Below are 15,156 nucleotides of genomic sequence, written 5' to 3'. Positions count from 1 at the left end.
CGCGATATCCCTCAGGCTAACTAAAGAGAGAGCGCCTCACATATTTGTGGTAGCGCTAACATGGGGAGGTAGCCTGTGATCAAGGCAACAGCGTTTGGCGTGAATGCGCCTCGCGAAGATAAAACGTACCGCAATCTACTGAAGGCCAGCGCATCGGCATTGGCGCTTGGCGGTCTGCTGGCCTCGCAATCTGCTTACGCGCAGGAAGCCGAGGAAACGGAAGACGAGCCGGAGATCGTCGTTAGCGGTATTCGTCAGTCGCTCGAAAACGCGCAGAACATCAAGCGCGATGCCGACACCGTTGTCGATGCGATCACCGCCGAAGATATCGGCGCACTTCCCGATCGTTCGGTCACCGAAGCGCTCCAGCGTCTTCCCGGTGTCGCAATCAACCGCTTCGCCGGCTCGAATGATCCCGATCACTTCTCGGTTGAAGGCTCCGGCGTAGTCGTTCGCGGCCTCAACTTCGTCCGTTCGGAATTCAACGGGCGTACGGCGTTCGTCGCCGGGGTGGGCGGTCAGGCGCTCAACTTCGCCGACGTTCCTTCCGAGCTGCTCGGCTCGGTCATTGTAAGCAAGAATGCGACTGCTGACATGATCGAAGGCGGGCTTGCCGGTACGGTCAACCTCAACACTCGCAAGCCATTCGACAATTACGGGTTCAACATCGCGTTCAGCGCCGAGGCAAACTACGGGGACTTCCGCGAAGAATGGACTCCGACGCTCTCGGGTCTCATCAGCAACACCTGGGAGACGGATTCGGGCACTTTCGGCCTCTTGGTCAGCGCTTCGTATTCGCGGATCAAGAGCCGCGCTGATGGCCTTCAGATCACCAACTTCCAGACCCGCGACAATCAGCTCGCGGAAAAAGCGTTCGCAGGCGGGGCGCAAACCTGCCGCAATCCGCTGCCCCTCTCGGGAAGCGACAGCCTGACGCTCCCGCCAGGCGGATCGCCCTGCGGCACCGCACAGGGACCGGGAGCAGACGGTTTTGCCGATTTTGCAGACGTGCGCGTTGCGCCGATCGGCGGCCAGTTCCGCACACAGGAATTCGACCGCCAGCGCGATGGTATTGCCGTATCCGCGCAATGGGAATCCAACGATGAGCGCACGCGCCTTACGGCTGAGTTCATCCGATCGCATTCCACCAATGAATGGGGTGAGTACACCTTCGAGACGCTGCCGGATGGCTCCGAGTACAACACGTATCCGCTGGGCTGTAATCAGAATAATGGAGGCCCGGCAGAGCGCATACCGGATGGCCGGGGTGGCTTTGTCGATGGCGACCCGACCACCCGCGGCGAATGCCCGGTCGGCGGTTTCGAGGACTTCGTCTACGATTCAAACAACCTGTTCCAGTCAGGCTACATCACCCGACCGAGCGATGGTTGGCGGGGCAATGACGCTGCCGGCGGCTTCGTGACTGCAGGGGGGATGCAGCAGCAAATTTCCCGCAGGCAGGTCGATGAAGAGACGACCAACACCGATTGGAGCCTGCATCTGACGCATGAGCTTACGGATCGGCTCACGATCGATCTCGACGCTCAATATGCTGAATCGAAGAAAGAAAATCTCGACGTAAGTCTCTTCGGGTCCACCTTCGCCGATCAGGAGCTTGATCTCACCGGCGACCTTCCAAGCGTCATTCCGCACAAGCCCAATTTCCTCAGCTACAGCTGGGCGGGCGACAATCCGGAGCTCGCGGCGCAAACCGACGCGGAATACTTCATGGATCCGCGCTCGCAATTCTGGCGCGCTGCAATGGACCACATCGAGGACAGCGAAGGCGAACAGTTCGCATTCCGCGCGGACCTCGAATATGAATTCTCCGATGAATCCTTCCTGCGCTCTGCCAAGGTCGGCGCACGGTATTCAGGTGCAGACCAGCGGGTTCGCTACACGACCTACAATTGGGGCGTGCTCAGCGAGGTATGGTCGGGAACGCCGGTCTCGTTCGATGAATACGGGACGGACGATCAGGTCTTCTACGATTTTCCCAACTTCTTCCGCGGCGATGCTCCGGGCCCCGTCGGCGCATTCTACTATTCCGGCGACCTGACGGGCGACTACGAAGGGTTCCAGGATTTCGCCATCGGTGCGAACCAGGAATGGCAGAACCAGGGCGGCAATTCCGGCTGGGTTCCTCTTGCTCAACGTGGCGGCGCGATCGCCGGAACGCCATTCGTACCGAGCGATATTCAGGACATCCGCCAGGACGATTACGCGGTCTACGGGCTGCTGAATTTCGGAAACCAGTACGAACCGATCTTCGGTGACGTCCGGCTGGGCGGCAATATCGGGCTTCGATACGTCAGCACCACGGTTAACTCTCCGGGCATCTTCAGCCTTGGCGGAGCCCAGAACCTCGGCGTGCAAGATGACTTCGCCACACGTTGCGGCGGCACGATCCAGACGCCCACCGGAGAGACTGTCAGTCCGGGTGGCGTGTGCTCTCTCGGCGAAGCGGCGTACAACGATCTTCGCACGCTAGCGAACCAGCCCGATATCTCGGTGCCCAGCAAGACAACGTACGACTATCTGTTGCCCAGCCTGAACTTGAAGTTCGGCATCGGCAATGATGTGATCTTGCGCTTTGCCGCATCGAGGGTTCTGACGAGACCGGACAACGCGTTCCTGCGCAACTTCCTCAATGTCTCGATCGACACCAACAGCGGCGCGCTCTTCGCGCAGGCGGGCAATCCCGGCATCAGGCCGGCGACGGCCTGGCAATTCGACGCGAGCCTCGAATGGTATTTCGCACCAGTCGGATCGCTGACCCTCAACGGGTTCTACAAGGAAGTCGACGACTTCTTCTTCCAGCGGGTCCGGGTCGAAGAATATCAATTCGGAAGCCAATCGGTCGATATCCTGACGCGTGGACCGGACAATTTCGATGGAAAGGGCAAGATCAAGGGCTTCGAAGTCGCCTACCAGCAGGTCTACGACTTCTTGCCTTCGCCTTTCGACGGCCTCGGTGCTTCGGCGAACTACACCTACATCGATAGTGAAGGTTTGCCGAACACGTTCCTCAACGGCGGCAACCTTGCCAACAATACGGTGGAAAGTCCTTCGACCATCACGCCGGGCAACCTGCCGCTCGAGCAGCTCTCGAAGCACAACGTCAACGCGACGGTGTTCTACGAGAAGGGGCCGATATCGATGCGCGCAGCCTACAACTGGCGATCGAGGTTCCTGCTCACGGCATCGGACGTGATCTTCCCGTTCTACTCGATCTTCAACGAGCCGACCGGGCAGCTGGATGCATCCATCTTCGTGAACGTCACCGACAATATCAAAGTGGGTGTTCAGGGCGTCAACCTGACCAACGAAATTACCGAGACGACGCAGGCTTATTCGGGCGATCCCGATCTGCTGGCTCCGCGCTCGTTCTTCGTGAACGACAGGAGGTTTTCCTTCATACTCCGCGGAAGTTTCTGAGCCGGAACTTTCGCATCTCCCAAGTGGCCGCTGCATCGAGAGATGCGGCGGCCATTTTCTTTGCGGAATGCAAGCCAGCGATACTGCGGGGGTAGGTCAGCCGCTGGGAAGGGCTATGGAACTTGGCTGACGTCGGCGAGGACTGTGGCGATCGCTTCGCGCAACGGCTTTGGACGATATGAGCTGTCGTAGGGCGCGCCGCGTACCTCCAAGCCATCGGCTCTTGAGGCTGGGTCGAAATACTGCAGCCAGTTGTAGGCATCGACCATGCCCCAGACGAGGATGTCGTCGAGGTGCTCGTTATAGTCGAGCATGAGCTCGAGGTAATGCTGCGCGTATTCGGCAACCTTTGCATCGCGCTGCGCGATCGGCGCAGGCAAGGCTTTGTCCTTCACGTCGAATTCGGTGATGAGCAGACGGTATCCCATGCCGGTAACCTCATCGAGGAAGCGTCGCCAGCCAGCCTCATCATAAACACCAACGCCGGTTTCGGGATCGAGCTCGAACATTTCGATGTGCGACTGGATGCCAAGCGTATCGCACGGAACGCCGCGTGCTCTCATTCCTTCGAGAAGGCGCAGAACATCTTCGCAATGATGCGCGTGCGAAGGCTCCCAGCTCATGTAATCGTTATAGACCAGCCGCGCGTTGGGCAGGGCTTCTCGGGCCTTGTGAAATGCAAGGTCGATTACCGCCTCGGGGCTTCCCATCGCGCGGCTGAGGCTCGTCTCGATCGGCGCGCGTGCGGAGTGGTCGATGGCTTCGTTGACCACGTCCCAGCTCTTGATCTGTGAGCCATATCGGGCTGCCACTGTGTCGATATGCTCGCTTAGGAGCCGCTCGGCTTCGCTAGCAGGGCGGGCGCCGAAATCGTAGCTGTTCAACCAGTCGGGAAACCATTCGGGTCGATGCCACAGGAGGACGTGCGCGCGCAGCTCCTGTCCGTTTGTCGCAGCCCAAGCCGCAATCTTGTCCATCGCGGTGAAATCGTAGCTATCTGGTGAGGGCCGCAGAGTCTGCCACTTCATCTCGTTTTCCGGGACGATAACACCGCATTCTGCGTTCAGGATCGCGGCATAGGCCGGGTTACTGACCGACATCCCCTTACCCTTGGCATTCCACGCCACAGCGCTGCCGAAGCGCCTGCCGCTCTTTCGCGCGAGGGCATCGAGGCCCGGCCCCTCCGGCACTTCAACTGAGGGAATGTTGTCAGGCACGTAATCCTTCAGACAGCTGACAAGGGGCAGAGCTCCCAGTCCGGCGAGCACTTCGCGGCGTGCAATCGTTTTGGGCATATCGCCGCTCTCCTACGACCACGCTATTCGGCTATGGTCAGCGTGACCTCTTTGAGATCACGCGAATTCGGACCGACCATTATCGTAAAGTCGCCCGGTTCGGTAATCCGTGTCATGTCGCGGCCCCAGAAACCGAATGCTTGTGGGCGGATCGGGACGTCGACATTGCGCGTTTCGCCGGGCTGAAGGGTCACTCGCTTGAACCCGGCAAGTTCCTTCACAGGCCGGGTGACCGAGCTGATCTGGTCGCGGAGGTAAACCTGCACGACCTCATCGCCCGCCATGCTCCCCTCGTTTGTCACGGCCACGCGTACGGTGACGCCTTCGCCGGCAGCAATCGTCGGTGAAGACAGCGACGGATCGCCGAACGTGAAATCGCTATAGGATAGCCCGAAGCCGAATGGATAAAGCGGTGTCGCCTCATCGAAGAGGTATCCGCGGCGTGCGCTCGGCTTGTGATTATAGAAATGCGGCAATTGTCCCGCATTGCGAGCCACCGTCACAGGCAGTTTGCCGCCGGGATTGACGCGCCCGAACAGTGCATCTGCGATCGCGTTGCCCTGCTGCTCGCCTGCGTACCACGTCTCCAGGATCGCGTCGGCTTGCTCCGCCACCATCGGATAGCTTGGCGGTCGACCGTTCACGAGGACCACGATCACAGGCTTGCCCAGCGCCTTCATCGCCGAAAACAGCTCGTTCTGCTCACCCACGAGATCAAGGCTCGTACGATCGCCGAGATGCGCTTCTGCCCACCCTTCGCGGCTCGTCTGTTCCGTGTCGCCGATGAAGAGGACGATTGTATCGGCATCGCGTGCAGTTTCGACAGCTTCTGCAATCATCCGCCGGTTGTCGCCCGGGTCGGCGAGTTCGACTTCGTCCTCCCACCAGTCGTCGTCGAGCGTAATTCTTACGCCTTCGGAATGGACGATATTGGCCCGGTCGCCCACTAGCGCGCGAATGCCCTCCAGCGGCGATACCGTCTTGCGCGGAATGCCGTAATATCCCCCCAGCCGCGCGACCGCAGCATTGGGGCCGATTACCGCGATGGTCGGCTTGGCATCTCCCGCTTCTGGCAGCGAAAGTGGCAAAACCCCGTCATTCTTGAGCAAGATCAGCGATTTCTCCGCTGCCCTGCGGGCCAGCGCGATGCCATCTGGACCATTGGACGCAAGCGCAGGTGCGGCGTCTCTCACGAACGGTTCCTCGAACAGGCCAGCATTGAACTTCATGCGAAGTATCCGTTCAACCGCTGTGTCGACCTGTGCCTGCGATATGCGACCTTCGTCGACCAGTTGCTTGAGATACTTGTACGATGCGCCATCGGGAAAATCGATGTCGACTCCAGCACGCATAGCGAGGACTGCCGCCGCCGGGATGTCGGCGGCGATCTTGTGGCGCGATACCATTTCCTCGATGGCGAAATAGTCCGAGACGACCGCCCCGTCGAATTGCCATTCGTCGCGCAGGATGTCGCCCAGCAGCCAGGTGCTCGAGTGACTCGGAATACCATCGATCTCGTTATAGCTTGCCATGACTGCGTCGATAGCGGTCCGATCCACAACCTCTTTGAAGGGCGGGAAGAACATCTCGCGCAAGGTGCGCTCGGAAATCTGCGCAGGTCCGATATTGGTGCCGCTTTCGGGCTGCCCGTGGCCGGTCATGTGCTTGAGCGTGGCGAGCACCTGACCGTCCTTGAGCTTGGGATCCTTGCCAGCACCCTGAAGCCCCTCGACCGCAGCGACGCCCATTTCTCCCACGAGGTATGGATCCTCGCCGAAGGTCTCTTCTATCCGGCCCCAGCGCGGATCGCGCGCGACGTCGACCACGGGGGAGAGAACCTGGTGGACGCCGCGCGCTCTGACCTCGCTCGCGATGTAATCGTTGACTTCGCGCACGAGGCCCGGATCCCATGTCGATGCGAGGCCGATCGATTGGGGGAAACTGGTCGCATCGAGAGCCGCCAGGCCGTGGAGCGATTCCTCGTGCGTAAGGATCGGAATGCCGAGCCTTGTCTGTGTCTGTGCCCAAGTCTGCAGCGCGTTTACATAGGCGATGCTTTCCTCGATCGAGCGGGGTGTGTTCTTGCGCGGGCTTCCCGGTCCTTTCAGGTCGGAGGGGCGCGTGAAAAAGCCAAGTCCGTGCGGATATCTCTCGCTCGCCTTGGCGGGATCGAAGAAGTTCTCGTCGTCCTGAATCGAAGCCTTGTCGGTCCAGATGCTGACCATCTGCGCAAGCTTTTCCTCCAGCGTCATGCGCTGCATCAGGTCGGCCACGCGTTGATCGACCGGCAAATTGGAGTCCCAATAGGGTGCATCCGCCATCGGTCGCTCAGCCGATATCTCGATCGTTTCCTGTGCGGCAGGTGCACCCGGTGCCGCCGTCATAAGTAGGCAGGCCCCCGCCGCGAGCGCGGCCCGATAAAGCTTGGTGTTCATCTGTAATCCTCTCCCGAACCCCGACAGAGCTATTGCGCTCCATTTATGGTAGCGCTACCATTCCTAACTGATTTGCGGTTGTCAACGCTCTTGTCGATCGGCCGCTTGCGACTATACCCGGATCGTCGGTCTCCTTGCTGACACGGGGGAACTAGGGCTATGGCACCGAAAATGAGCAGTGCACCAAACGATGAAAAGCGCGCGCGCAAGCGCACCTCGCGCCGTGGTAGCGCTGCCCCGACCATTGCCGATGTCGCGCGCGAAGCGAAATGCTCGCCGATGACGGTTAGCCGCGTAATCAACGGCGAAGGCAATGTGCGCGAGGACACACGCGAGGAAGTTCTCGAGGCCATTCGCAGGCTCAACTATTCGCCCAACCGCGCAGCCCGCTCGCTCGCCGGCGGAGCGCAGCTGCGTGTCGGTCTGTTGTTTGACAACCCGTCCTCATCCTATCTCGCCGAGTTCCTGATGGGCGCGCTCGAGGAGGCGACCCGCCGTGATGTCCACCTCGAAGTGCAAAGCTGCGACAACGCGCCCGACAACGAATTGCTCGTGCGCAAGATGTCTGAGGGCGGAATTACCGGCTTCATCCTGCCTCCGCCTCTGTGCGACGATCAAAGCGTTCTCGACATGATAACCGAGGCAGGCGGAATTGCGATTGCCGTCGGCCCGGGCAAGGCGAGCGGGTCTCATGGCGCGGTGATGATCGACGAGTATCAGGCAGCCTACGATATGACGAAGCATATCATCGATCTCGGACACCAGCGGATCGGCTTCATCATCGGTAATCCCGAACAGGTGGCAAGCGGCCATCGACTGAAGGGATTCCGCGCGGCCATGAAGGACAATGGACTGGAAGTGGCGGAGAACCTCCTGGCGCAGGGGCAATTCACATATCGTTCCGGCATGGTGGCGGCGGAGAAACTGCTGTCTGCCGAGCCGCGTCCAACCGCGATCTTTGCCTCGAACGACGATATGGCCGCAGCCACGGTGGCGGTCGCCCACCGCCGGCAATTGGACGTGCCGAGCGACGTAACCGTGTGCGGCTTCGACGATACCGACCTTGCAAGCTCAATCTGGCCCGAGCTCACCACCATTCGCCAGCCTATCCGCGAAATGACGGCCAAGGCGGTCGACTTGATTGTCGATGCGAAGAGCTCCAGGCGAAGCGATCGGACCAGCCAGACGAAGATCCTGCTTCCTTACAAGCTCGTCAGGCGCAATTCCGACGCCGGGCCAAGCCTCGCGAGCAGTTCCGGCGAGAGCGACTGATCATGAGCGGAGCCGGGCCGGGCCGCAGGCTGCGTTCGCGCGACTGGTTCGACAATTTCGAACGGATGGACATGACCGCGCTCTATCTTGAGCGCTTCATGAATTATGGCGTTACGCCGGAGGAACTGCGCAGCGGAAAGCCGATCATCGGCATCGCGCAATCGGGCAGCGACCTTTCTCCTTGCAACCGCATTCATATCGAACTCGCCAAGCGCGTGCGCGACGGTATCCGCGATGCGGGCGGCATCCCCATCGAATTTCCGGTGCACCCGATATTCGAAAATTGCCGCAGGCCGACTGCGGCGCTCGATCGCAATCTTCTCTATCTCGGATTGGTCGAGCTGTTGCACGGCTATCCGATCGACGGAGTGGTTTTGACCACTGGCTGCGACAAGACGACGCCGAGCCAGATCATGGCTGCGAGCACGGTCGATATTCCCGCCATCGTCCTGTCGGGCGGACCGATGCTCGACGGATGGCACGATGGCGAGCTTGTGGGTTCGGGCACTGTCATCTGGCGCAGCCGGCGCAAGCTCGCTGCCGGCGAAATCGACGAGGAGGAATTCCTCGAACGCGCGACCAGCAGCGCGCCATCAGCCGGGCACTGCAACTCCATGGGTACCGCAAGCACGATGAACGCTGTCGCCGAAGCGCTGGGCATGTCGCTCACAGGCTGCGCCGCCATACCCGCGCCCTATCGTGAGCGCGGGCAGTACGCCTACCGAACCGGCAAACGCATCGTGGAGATGGTAGGCGAAGACCTGAAACCGTCCGATATCCTCACTCGCGAAGCATTTCTGAATGCGATCGCCACGGTCAGCGTGATCGGCGGCTCGTCAAATGCCCAGCCTCATATCCAGGCGATGGCCGCTCACGCCGGAGTGCCGCTGAAACCGCGCATCTGGCAGGAGCATGGCTATGATCTTCCGCTGCTGGTGAACATGCAGCCGGCGGGTGAGTATCTGGGAGAGCGGTTCCACCGCGCTGGCGGCGTTCCGGCTGCGATGTGGGAATTGCTGCAGGCGGGCAAGCTCCATGGAGACGTGGCGACGTGCACTGGGCAGACGATGGCAGCGAACCTGGCCGATTGTGAAACGAGCGACCGCGAGATGATCCGGTCATTCGGCAATCCGCTCAAGGAAAAGGCGGGTTTTCTCGTCCTTTCAGGCAACCTTTTCGACTTTGGAATTCTGAAGACTTCGGTGATCTCGCAGGAGTTCCGCGAGCGGTATCTGTCACATCCGGGACGCGAGGGAATATTCGAAGCTCGTGCCGTCGTGTTCGACGGATCGGATGACTATCACCACCGCATCAACGATCCTGATCTGAACATTGACGAGAGCTGCATCCTCGTCATACGGGGCGCCGGTGTGATTGGCTGGCCGGGAAGCGCCGAAGTCGTGAACATGCAGCCGCCCGATGCATTGATCCGCAGTGGCACCCAATGGCTCCCCACGCTCGGTGACGGGCGACAATCGGGCACGAGCGACAGTCCTTCGATCCTCAACGTCTCACCGGAAAGCGCGGCTGGTGGCGGTTTGGCCTGGCTGCAGGATGGCGACCTCATCCGGGTCGACCTCAATGCCGGAACCTGCGACGCGCTTGTCGAGCCAGATGAGATCGAGCGACGCCTGGCCGAGCTACCGCAGTCGGAAATCCCTCAAAGCAGCACGCCGTGGGAAGAGATATTTCGCGAGAAAACCGGTCAGCTGGGCGAGGGCGGTGTCATGGAGCTCGCTCTCAAGTATCGCGGTACCTCACGCAAACTGCCGAGGCACAATCACTAGTCCAGCTTGGCGCGAGGCTGGCTGAACCCTGCAACCGGCGATTCGAAGGCGAAAAGGCTTCCCGATTGCGGGAGCTCAGCCATGTCGGCAGCGCTCATGTTCTTGGTCGCGGTGGTGACGAATGCAGTCCCCAAGTTGCGCCCTCCGAAAGCCAGTTTGGTCACGTCACGGGCAGGTATTTTTACCGTCGCGACAAGCTCGCCATCGGGCGAAAAGCGCGCGACGCAGCCGCCGTTGTATAACCCGGTCCATAGGTGTTCTTGGCTGTCGACAACCGGTCCGTCTGGATAGGCATCGGGGAAGTGGCGGGAGGTGTCGGCGAACAGCATTGGCTCACCAATTCCGTCTTCCGCGAGGTCAGCCACCCAGATTGTTTTCGCCAGAGTGTCCGTGAAAAAGATCCGGTCTGATGCAGAGTTAACAGCCGGGCCATTCGTAATGCAGATGCCGTTCGGTCCCGCGGCGCGTATCTCCCCGCGGTTATAAACGTAGAAACGGCCGCTCGCCGCCTCCTCCGCATCGTCCATCGAGCCAAACCAGACGCGGCCCCATCGATCGGTGCAGGCATCGTTCAAGCGGTTCGTCGCAGGCTCTCCCGGCACCTCTGCATGCCACGTGAAGTGCGATGTATCGGGATCGAACAGGTAAAGCCCATCCTTCAGGCCGCACAGGAGCGGGCCTTCCAGGGTCGGCATAGCCCATCCAATCGGAGCGGGTGCTTCGAAATTCGAATGCGCGCCTGTTTCCGGATCCAAACGCCAAAGCCTCTGCCGCTTGATATCGACAAACCAGACGAGTGCTCTTTCGCTGTCCCATATCACACCTTCGCCGAGCTTCGCGTCGGCTGTGACGGCAATTCGGACCGAGAGGTCTATCTCCATCCAGCGTCGACCCAGTAGTTATGTGCGGTGCAGAAACGCGCGTCGTCCGAAGCGAGAAAGAGCACCATCGCAGCGATATCCGCCGGCTTGATCCGGCCTTCAAGACATTGGGCTTCGACCAGTTCCGCTTCGGCTTCGGGCGTATACCATTTATCCTGCCGCGGCGTTTTCACATTGCCGGGAAGGATTGCATTGACCCGAATGCTGTCACCACCGAGCTCGCGCGCGAGCCCTCGCGTCAATCCTTCAATGGCGGCCTTTGCCGTCTGGTAGACCACGAGATCTTTCAAGCCGAGATGCCAGCTGATCGATCCGAGATTGAGGATACTCCCACCACCCGCTTCGCGCATGGCCGGTACGACAGCCTTCGCTGCGAAGAACATGTGCTTAAGATTGACCGCCATGCGTTCGTCCCAATAGTCGGGCGTCACGTCGAGCGCCTGATGGCGATCGTCGTTGCCCGCATTGTTCACCAGCACATCGCACCCGCCGAGCTGTTCGATCAATTCGGATATACAGGCGCCGAAACGGTCCGCGTCCTTGATGTCGCAGTTTCGATAAATCGGCTTCGGGCCAATCTCCTCCAGCCGCTCGCACAGGGCCTCGCTTGCCTCGTCCTGCACGTCGACGAAAGCCACCGCGGCACCTTGCCGTACAAAGCCTTCGACTATTCCAGCACCGATCCCCGATCCGCCGCCGCTTACGATCACTCGCCTGTTGCGCAGGCTCGGATAGATCGCATTGTTTTCATTCACCCAGTTTCTCCCGACGGACCCATTGGGTCTCGTTCAAATCCTTTCGACAAGCCCGCGCTGCGCCAGATTCCTGACGAATTCGCCGATGCCAATCTTCCATGCCGGAGCATCACGTGATGTCGTGACCTCGTTAGAAAGCGTACCGATCATTTCAGAATGGATGGTCACCACGTCTCCCGGCTTGTGCGTGAAGCCTGCTCCCGGTTCGTCGCGGTCCTGCGTCGGTGCGAACAACGTTCCGCAGAACAGGACAAAGCCATCCGGGTAGTGATGCTCCGAAAGGCATTGGCGCACCAGGTCTGCCGGATCCCGGCTGATCTGCGACATGTCGTTCGTACCTTCGAGGTGATATCCATCGGTGCCCGCAATGCTCAATTCCACCTTCGCCTGGCGCACATCGTCCAGATCAAAGCTGTCGTCGAACAGGCGGATGAATGGGCCAAGCGAGCAGCTTGCATTGTTGTCTTTTGCTTTCGAGAGGAGCAGCGCGGAGCGGCCTTCGAAGTCGCGCAGGTTCACATCGTTGCCAAGGGTAGCACCCACGATCTCGCCCGAGGGGTTGCATACGAGGACGATCTCGGGTTCGGGATTATTCCATTCGGAGTCGGATCGCACTCCTATAAGATCGCCGTGTCCGACCGATGAAAGGACCGGGGATTTGGAGAAGATTTCAGCGTCGGGACCGATCGCGACTTCGAGATATTGCGACCACATGCCTTCTGCGATCAATGCCTCTTTAAGTCGCCGGGCTTCCTCGCTTCCCGGAATTACTGATCGAATTCCGGCATCGACCTTTGCCTCGAGCTGTGCACGGATGTCAGCGGCCTTCGCCGCGTCACCGCGCGCGCGTTCTTCGATCACTCGCTCGATTGCCGAGAGCGCAAAGGTGACACCGCTCGCCTTCAGGCATTGGAGGTCAACAGGTGAAAGGAGTTCCCATTCCTCAGGAAGACCCCCCGCCACCGAGCCGAGTTCGCGACCGCCGGCAAACTCACCGCGAGCGATCGCACCCGAAACCGTGGCGACTGTTTCGGTCAGGTCGAAAAGCCGTCCGTCGCGAATTGCGATTACGCACGGGCCGTCTGGAGACAAGGCGCGCCCGATAAACGTGCCCTGCGCGTGATCGCCGGGCAGGCACGCCGCGAGATCGACCATTATTCATTCTCCCCCAAACCGCACAGTTTCGCGTGATAGCGCTACCATTATGCCCGCTCGAGTGATTGGGCAAGCGGCTTGCTCACTCTGCAGGAGCGGGCAGGCCCATCGCTTCGAGAAGTTCCGTATGCCACTTGCCCCGCCCGAGATCGTAGAAGGGAAACGTGTTCGCGTAGCCCCATACGCAAATGCCCGTGCCCGTAGGCGCGAAGGCTTCCCGCACGGCGCGATGGTATTTGGCCCGCTCCTCGGTCGAGACATGTTTGTCATAGGCTCCGGTCTCTCCCATGAACGGCATGAGCCCAGTGCGCGCGATGTACGCCTCGAGCTTGGCAACATCGCGCGTGAGCTGCTCCATATCCTCCTTCGATCCGAATTTGCGTCCCGGCGCAGGTGGCTCCGGCTCGACCCAGCTTGCGCCCTGATGGGTAAAGGGGAAGGGGTCGTAATAATGGAACGTGGGATAAATGTTACCGTCTTCCGGAAGCGGCAAGGTGGCGAGGGAATCGATCCCGCTCCAATTCTCACCGCCATAGATTACCGGACGCGTCGGATTGCTTTCCCGCACCGCGGCGAGTGCGGGAGCGAGCGTTTCGAGCAAATTCGAATGATCGAATTTGTTATGGGGTTCATTCTCGAGCTCGAACCACAGCCGATCTTCGGGATAGTCCGCAAAGCGCTCGGCGATCTGTTTCCAGACACCACCGTGCCACTCGGCAACGCCCAGGGGATCTTCGTGAATCGGATCGAAGTGGTGGCTGTTGAGGATAACGTTGAGATCGTTGGCGAGCGCCCAGTCGACGACTTCCTGGACCCGGTTCATCCACTCCGGATCGACTGTATAAGGAGCGGTCTGCTCACTCTTGTTGTGCCAGCGAACAGGGAGGCGGACGGTGTCGAAGCCTGCGGCCTTGATGCGCGCGAAGTCCGCCTCGGTGATCGGCGCGCCGCCCCATCCCGTCTCGACCATCGGTTCAAGTGAATTGCCCATGTTGACGCAGGTTCCGACCGGCAGCGATTTCGGTTCGTCTGCCGGATTCGCCCCGCCTTCGGCCACGGCTCCCACCGAGAGCGAAAAGATGGCGGCTCCGGCAATGATCAGACGGTTCATTTTGTGTCTCCAGGAGATTTCAGGGTGAGGACAGGACTTGCACGACGAACCGGCGAATCTGCTCGTCACGTTCGGGTGAGGAGGGGCCGTTGACCCCCTTTGCGTGCGGAGGAAGGTGGTCCGCTGCATGGGCGGCGTCTTCCCCGAACACGAAATGATCGAACCACGCGCGCCACGCCTCGCGCTGTCCCGGCGGTTGGTCGCGGATTGCCAGCATGGCGTGGACGAGCGCGAGGAAACCGCCGCCATGGCGCGCGTCATTGTGCCAGTAGTTCACGAGCACATTGATTGGCTCGCTGGCCTCTACATGATGCCACCAGAGGGTCGGAATGTAGATCGCATCGCCCGGTTCGAGTTCTGCGGTCCGGGCCAATTCTCGCGCCGCGGCATAGCGCGGGTAGCGTCCGAGATCGGGATCGAGCGGATCGACCATACTGACGGGCTGGCCGGCGAGCGTTATGTTGAGTGGCCCGACATAGAGGTTTTTCGTCGCCTCCGGCGGGAAGAGCGTGAAGCGGCGTTTTCCCGCTGCCACGACCGCAATGTTGTCTGACAGGTCGAAATGCGTTGCCACTTGCGAAGCATTGCCAAGCCATACACGCGGTGTCGCGCCCATACCCTCGACCAGCGGCAGGGGATTGGCGGCATCGAAGCCGGGCAGGTGGGTCGCGGTAGATGTGGCGCCCGCATAGATGCCGATCGGCTCCGGGTGGTCGGCAATTTCGCGCAGGTGCTGCGCAAGTCCGGACAGCGTCAGCCGCTCACGGCGGAAGTTGAACCCCGCCATATCTTCGCGGTAGAAAAAGCGACCGCGCTCGGACTGCGGAGCAACCATGATATCCGTGTCCTGCCCACTATCGAAACGTTCGATCTGGTCGAGCGCGGCCGCTGGATCGTCTTTTCCCGCCGCTACGATTGGCCAGTGCCCGGCAAGATTTCGGATCACGACCGGCTGAAAGGAAGCACGCACCTCGCGCTCGAATTCCGGCGCGGTGCATGGTTCGATTTCCTTGATCGGCGTCATCGT

The 15,156-nt window shown here is 60.4% G+C and carries 10 protein-coding genes; 3 read left to right on the top strand and 7 right to left on the bottom strand.

Features of this window, described 5'->3' with window-relative positions; all coding sequences use genetic code 11:
* The first annotated feature begins 75 nt into the window (after nt 1–75).
* Nucleotides 76–3,438, top strand: coding sequence for a TonB-dependent receptor (locus FIU90_RS14150; RefSeq protein WP_234029541.1), 3,363 nt, complete (start codon nt 76–78; stop codon nt 3,436–3,438).
* 113 nt (nt 3,439–3,551) lie between these two features.
* Here FIU90_RS14150 and FIU90_RS14145 read toward each other — a convergent pair whose 3' ends face one another.
* Both FIU90_RS14145 and FIU90_RS14140 read right to left on the bottom strand, forming a co-directional pair.
* Nucleotides 3,552–4,733, bottom strand: coding sequence for an endo-1,4-beta-xylanase (locus FIU90_RS14145; RefSeq protein ID WP_152435359.1), 1,182 nt, complete (start codon nt 4,731–4,733; stop codon nt 3,552–3,554).
* Nucleotides 4,734–4,756: 23 nt separating this feature from the next.
* Nucleotides 4,757–7,168 carry a glycoside hydrolase family 3 N-terminal domain-containing protein gene (locus tag FIU90_RS14140; protein WP_370515076.1) on the bottom strand — a complete coding sequence of 804 codons (2,412 nt, stop codon included), beginning with the start codon at nt 7,166–7,168 and terminating at the stop codon, nt 4,757–4,759.
* A 171-nt stretch (nt 7,169–7,339) separates the two neighbouring features.
* Here FIU90_RS14140 and FIU90_RS14135 point away from each other — a divergent pair, with 171 nt between their 5' ends.
* The gene (locus FIU90_RS14135) at nt 7,340–8,440 is read left to right on the top strand and encodes a LacI family DNA-binding transcriptional regulator (RefSeq protein ID WP_152435358.1); all 1,101 of its coding nucleotides are present in this window, start codon (nt 7,340–7,342) and stop codon (nt 8,438–8,440) included.
* A 2-nt stretch (nt 8,441–8,442) separates the two neighbouring features.
* The gene (locus FIU90_RS14130; RefSeq protein WP_152435357.1) at nt 8,443–10,227 is read left to right on the top strand and encodes an IlvD/Edd family dehydratase; all 1,785 of its coding nucleotides are present in this window, start codon (nt 8,443–8,445) and stop codon (nt 10,225–10,227) included.
* On the opposite strand, the gene FIU90_RS14125 is transcribed toward FIU90_RS14130, so the two are convergent.
* The 5 genes from FIU90_RS14125 to FIU90_RS14105 all read right to left on the bottom strand — a co-directional run bounded on the left by FIU90_RS14125 (nt 10,224) and on the right by FIU90_RS14105 (nt 15,153).
* A complete protein-coding gene (locus tag FIU90_RS14125) occupies nt 10,224–11,108 on the bottom strand; it encodes an SMP-30/gluconolactonase/LRE family protein (protein ID WP_152435356.1) in 885 nt (294 codons plus the stop codon). The two genes, FIU90_RS14130 and FIU90_RS14125, sit on opposite strands and share 4 nt — an antisense overlap.
* A complete protein-coding gene (locus FIU90_RS14120) occupies nt 11,099–11,863 on the bottom strand; it encodes an SDR family NAD(P)-dependent oxidoreductase (RefSeq protein WP_152435355.1) in 765 nt (254 codons plus the stop codon). The genes FIU90_RS14125 and FIU90_RS14120 overlap by 10 nt, the downstream gene beginning before the upstream one ends.
* 33 nt (nt 11,864–11,896) lie before the next feature.
* Entirely contained in the window at nt 11,897–13,018 is a 1,122-nt protein-coding gene (locus tag FIU90_RS14115; protein ID WP_152435354.1) for a fumarylacetoacetate hydrolase family protein, read from the bottom strand.
* Nucleotides 13,019–13,100: 82 nt separating this feature from the next.
* The gene (locus FIU90_RS14110) at nt 13,101–14,129 is read right to left on the bottom strand and encodes a glycoside hydrolase family 5 protein (RefSeq protein WP_172970280.1); all 1,029 of its coding nucleotides are present in this window, start codon (nt 14,127–14,129) and stop codon (nt 13,101–13,103) included.
* A 19-nt stretch (nt 14,130–14,148) separates the two neighbouring features.
* A complete protein-coding gene (locus FIU90_RS14105; protein WP_152435352.1) occupies nt 14,149–15,153 on the bottom strand; it encodes a cupin-like domain-containing protein in 1,005 nt (334 codons plus the stop codon).
* Nucleotides 15,154–15,156 lie beyond the last annotated feature (3 nt).

The sequence above is a fragment of the Erythrobacter sp. THAF29 genome (assembly GCF_009363635.1).
Taxonomy (GTDB): Bacteria; Pseudomonadota; Alphaproteobacteria; order Sphingomonadales; family Sphingomonadaceae; genus Erythrobacter.
The sequence above is the reverse complement of the archived record's forward strand: the minus strand, read 5'-3'. Positions and strand labels throughout refer to the sequence as shown.

Bases quoted from the DNA above. Each gene is read 5' to 3' on its own strand.
- FIU90_RS14145 (WP_152435359.1), bottom strand. From the start codon at position 4,733: ATGCCCAAAACGATTGCACGCCGCGAAGTGCTCGCCGGACTGGGAGCT.
- FIU90_RS14140 (WP_370515076.1), bottom strand. From the start codon at position 7,168: ATGAACACCAAGCTTTATCGGGCCGCGCTCGCGGCGGGGGCCTGCCTA.
- FIU90_RS14135 (WP_152435358.1), top strand. From the start codon at position 7,340: ATGAGCAGTGCACCAAACGATGAAAAGCGCGCGCGCAAGCGCACCTCG.
- FIU90_RS14130 (WP_152435357.1), top strand. From the start codon at position 8,443: ATGAGCGGAGCCGGGCCGGGCCGCAGGCTGCGTTCGCGCGACTGGTTC.
- FIU90_RS14125 (WP_152435356.1), bottom strand. From the start codon at position 11,108: ATGGAGATAGACCTCTCGGTCCGAATTGCCGTCACAGCCGACGCGAAG.
- FIU90_RS14115 (WP_152435354.1), bottom strand. From the start codon at position 13,018: ATGGTCGATCTCGCGGCGTGCCTGCCCGGCGATCACGCGCAGGGCACG.
- FIU90_RS14110 (WP_172970280.1), bottom strand. From the start codon at position 14,129: ATGAACCGTCTGATCATTGCCGGAGCCGCCATCTTTTCGCTCTCGGTG.
- FIU90_RS14105 (WP_152435352.1), bottom strand. From the start codon at position 15,153: ATGACGCCGATCAAGGAAATCGAACCATGCACCGCGCCGGAATTCGAG.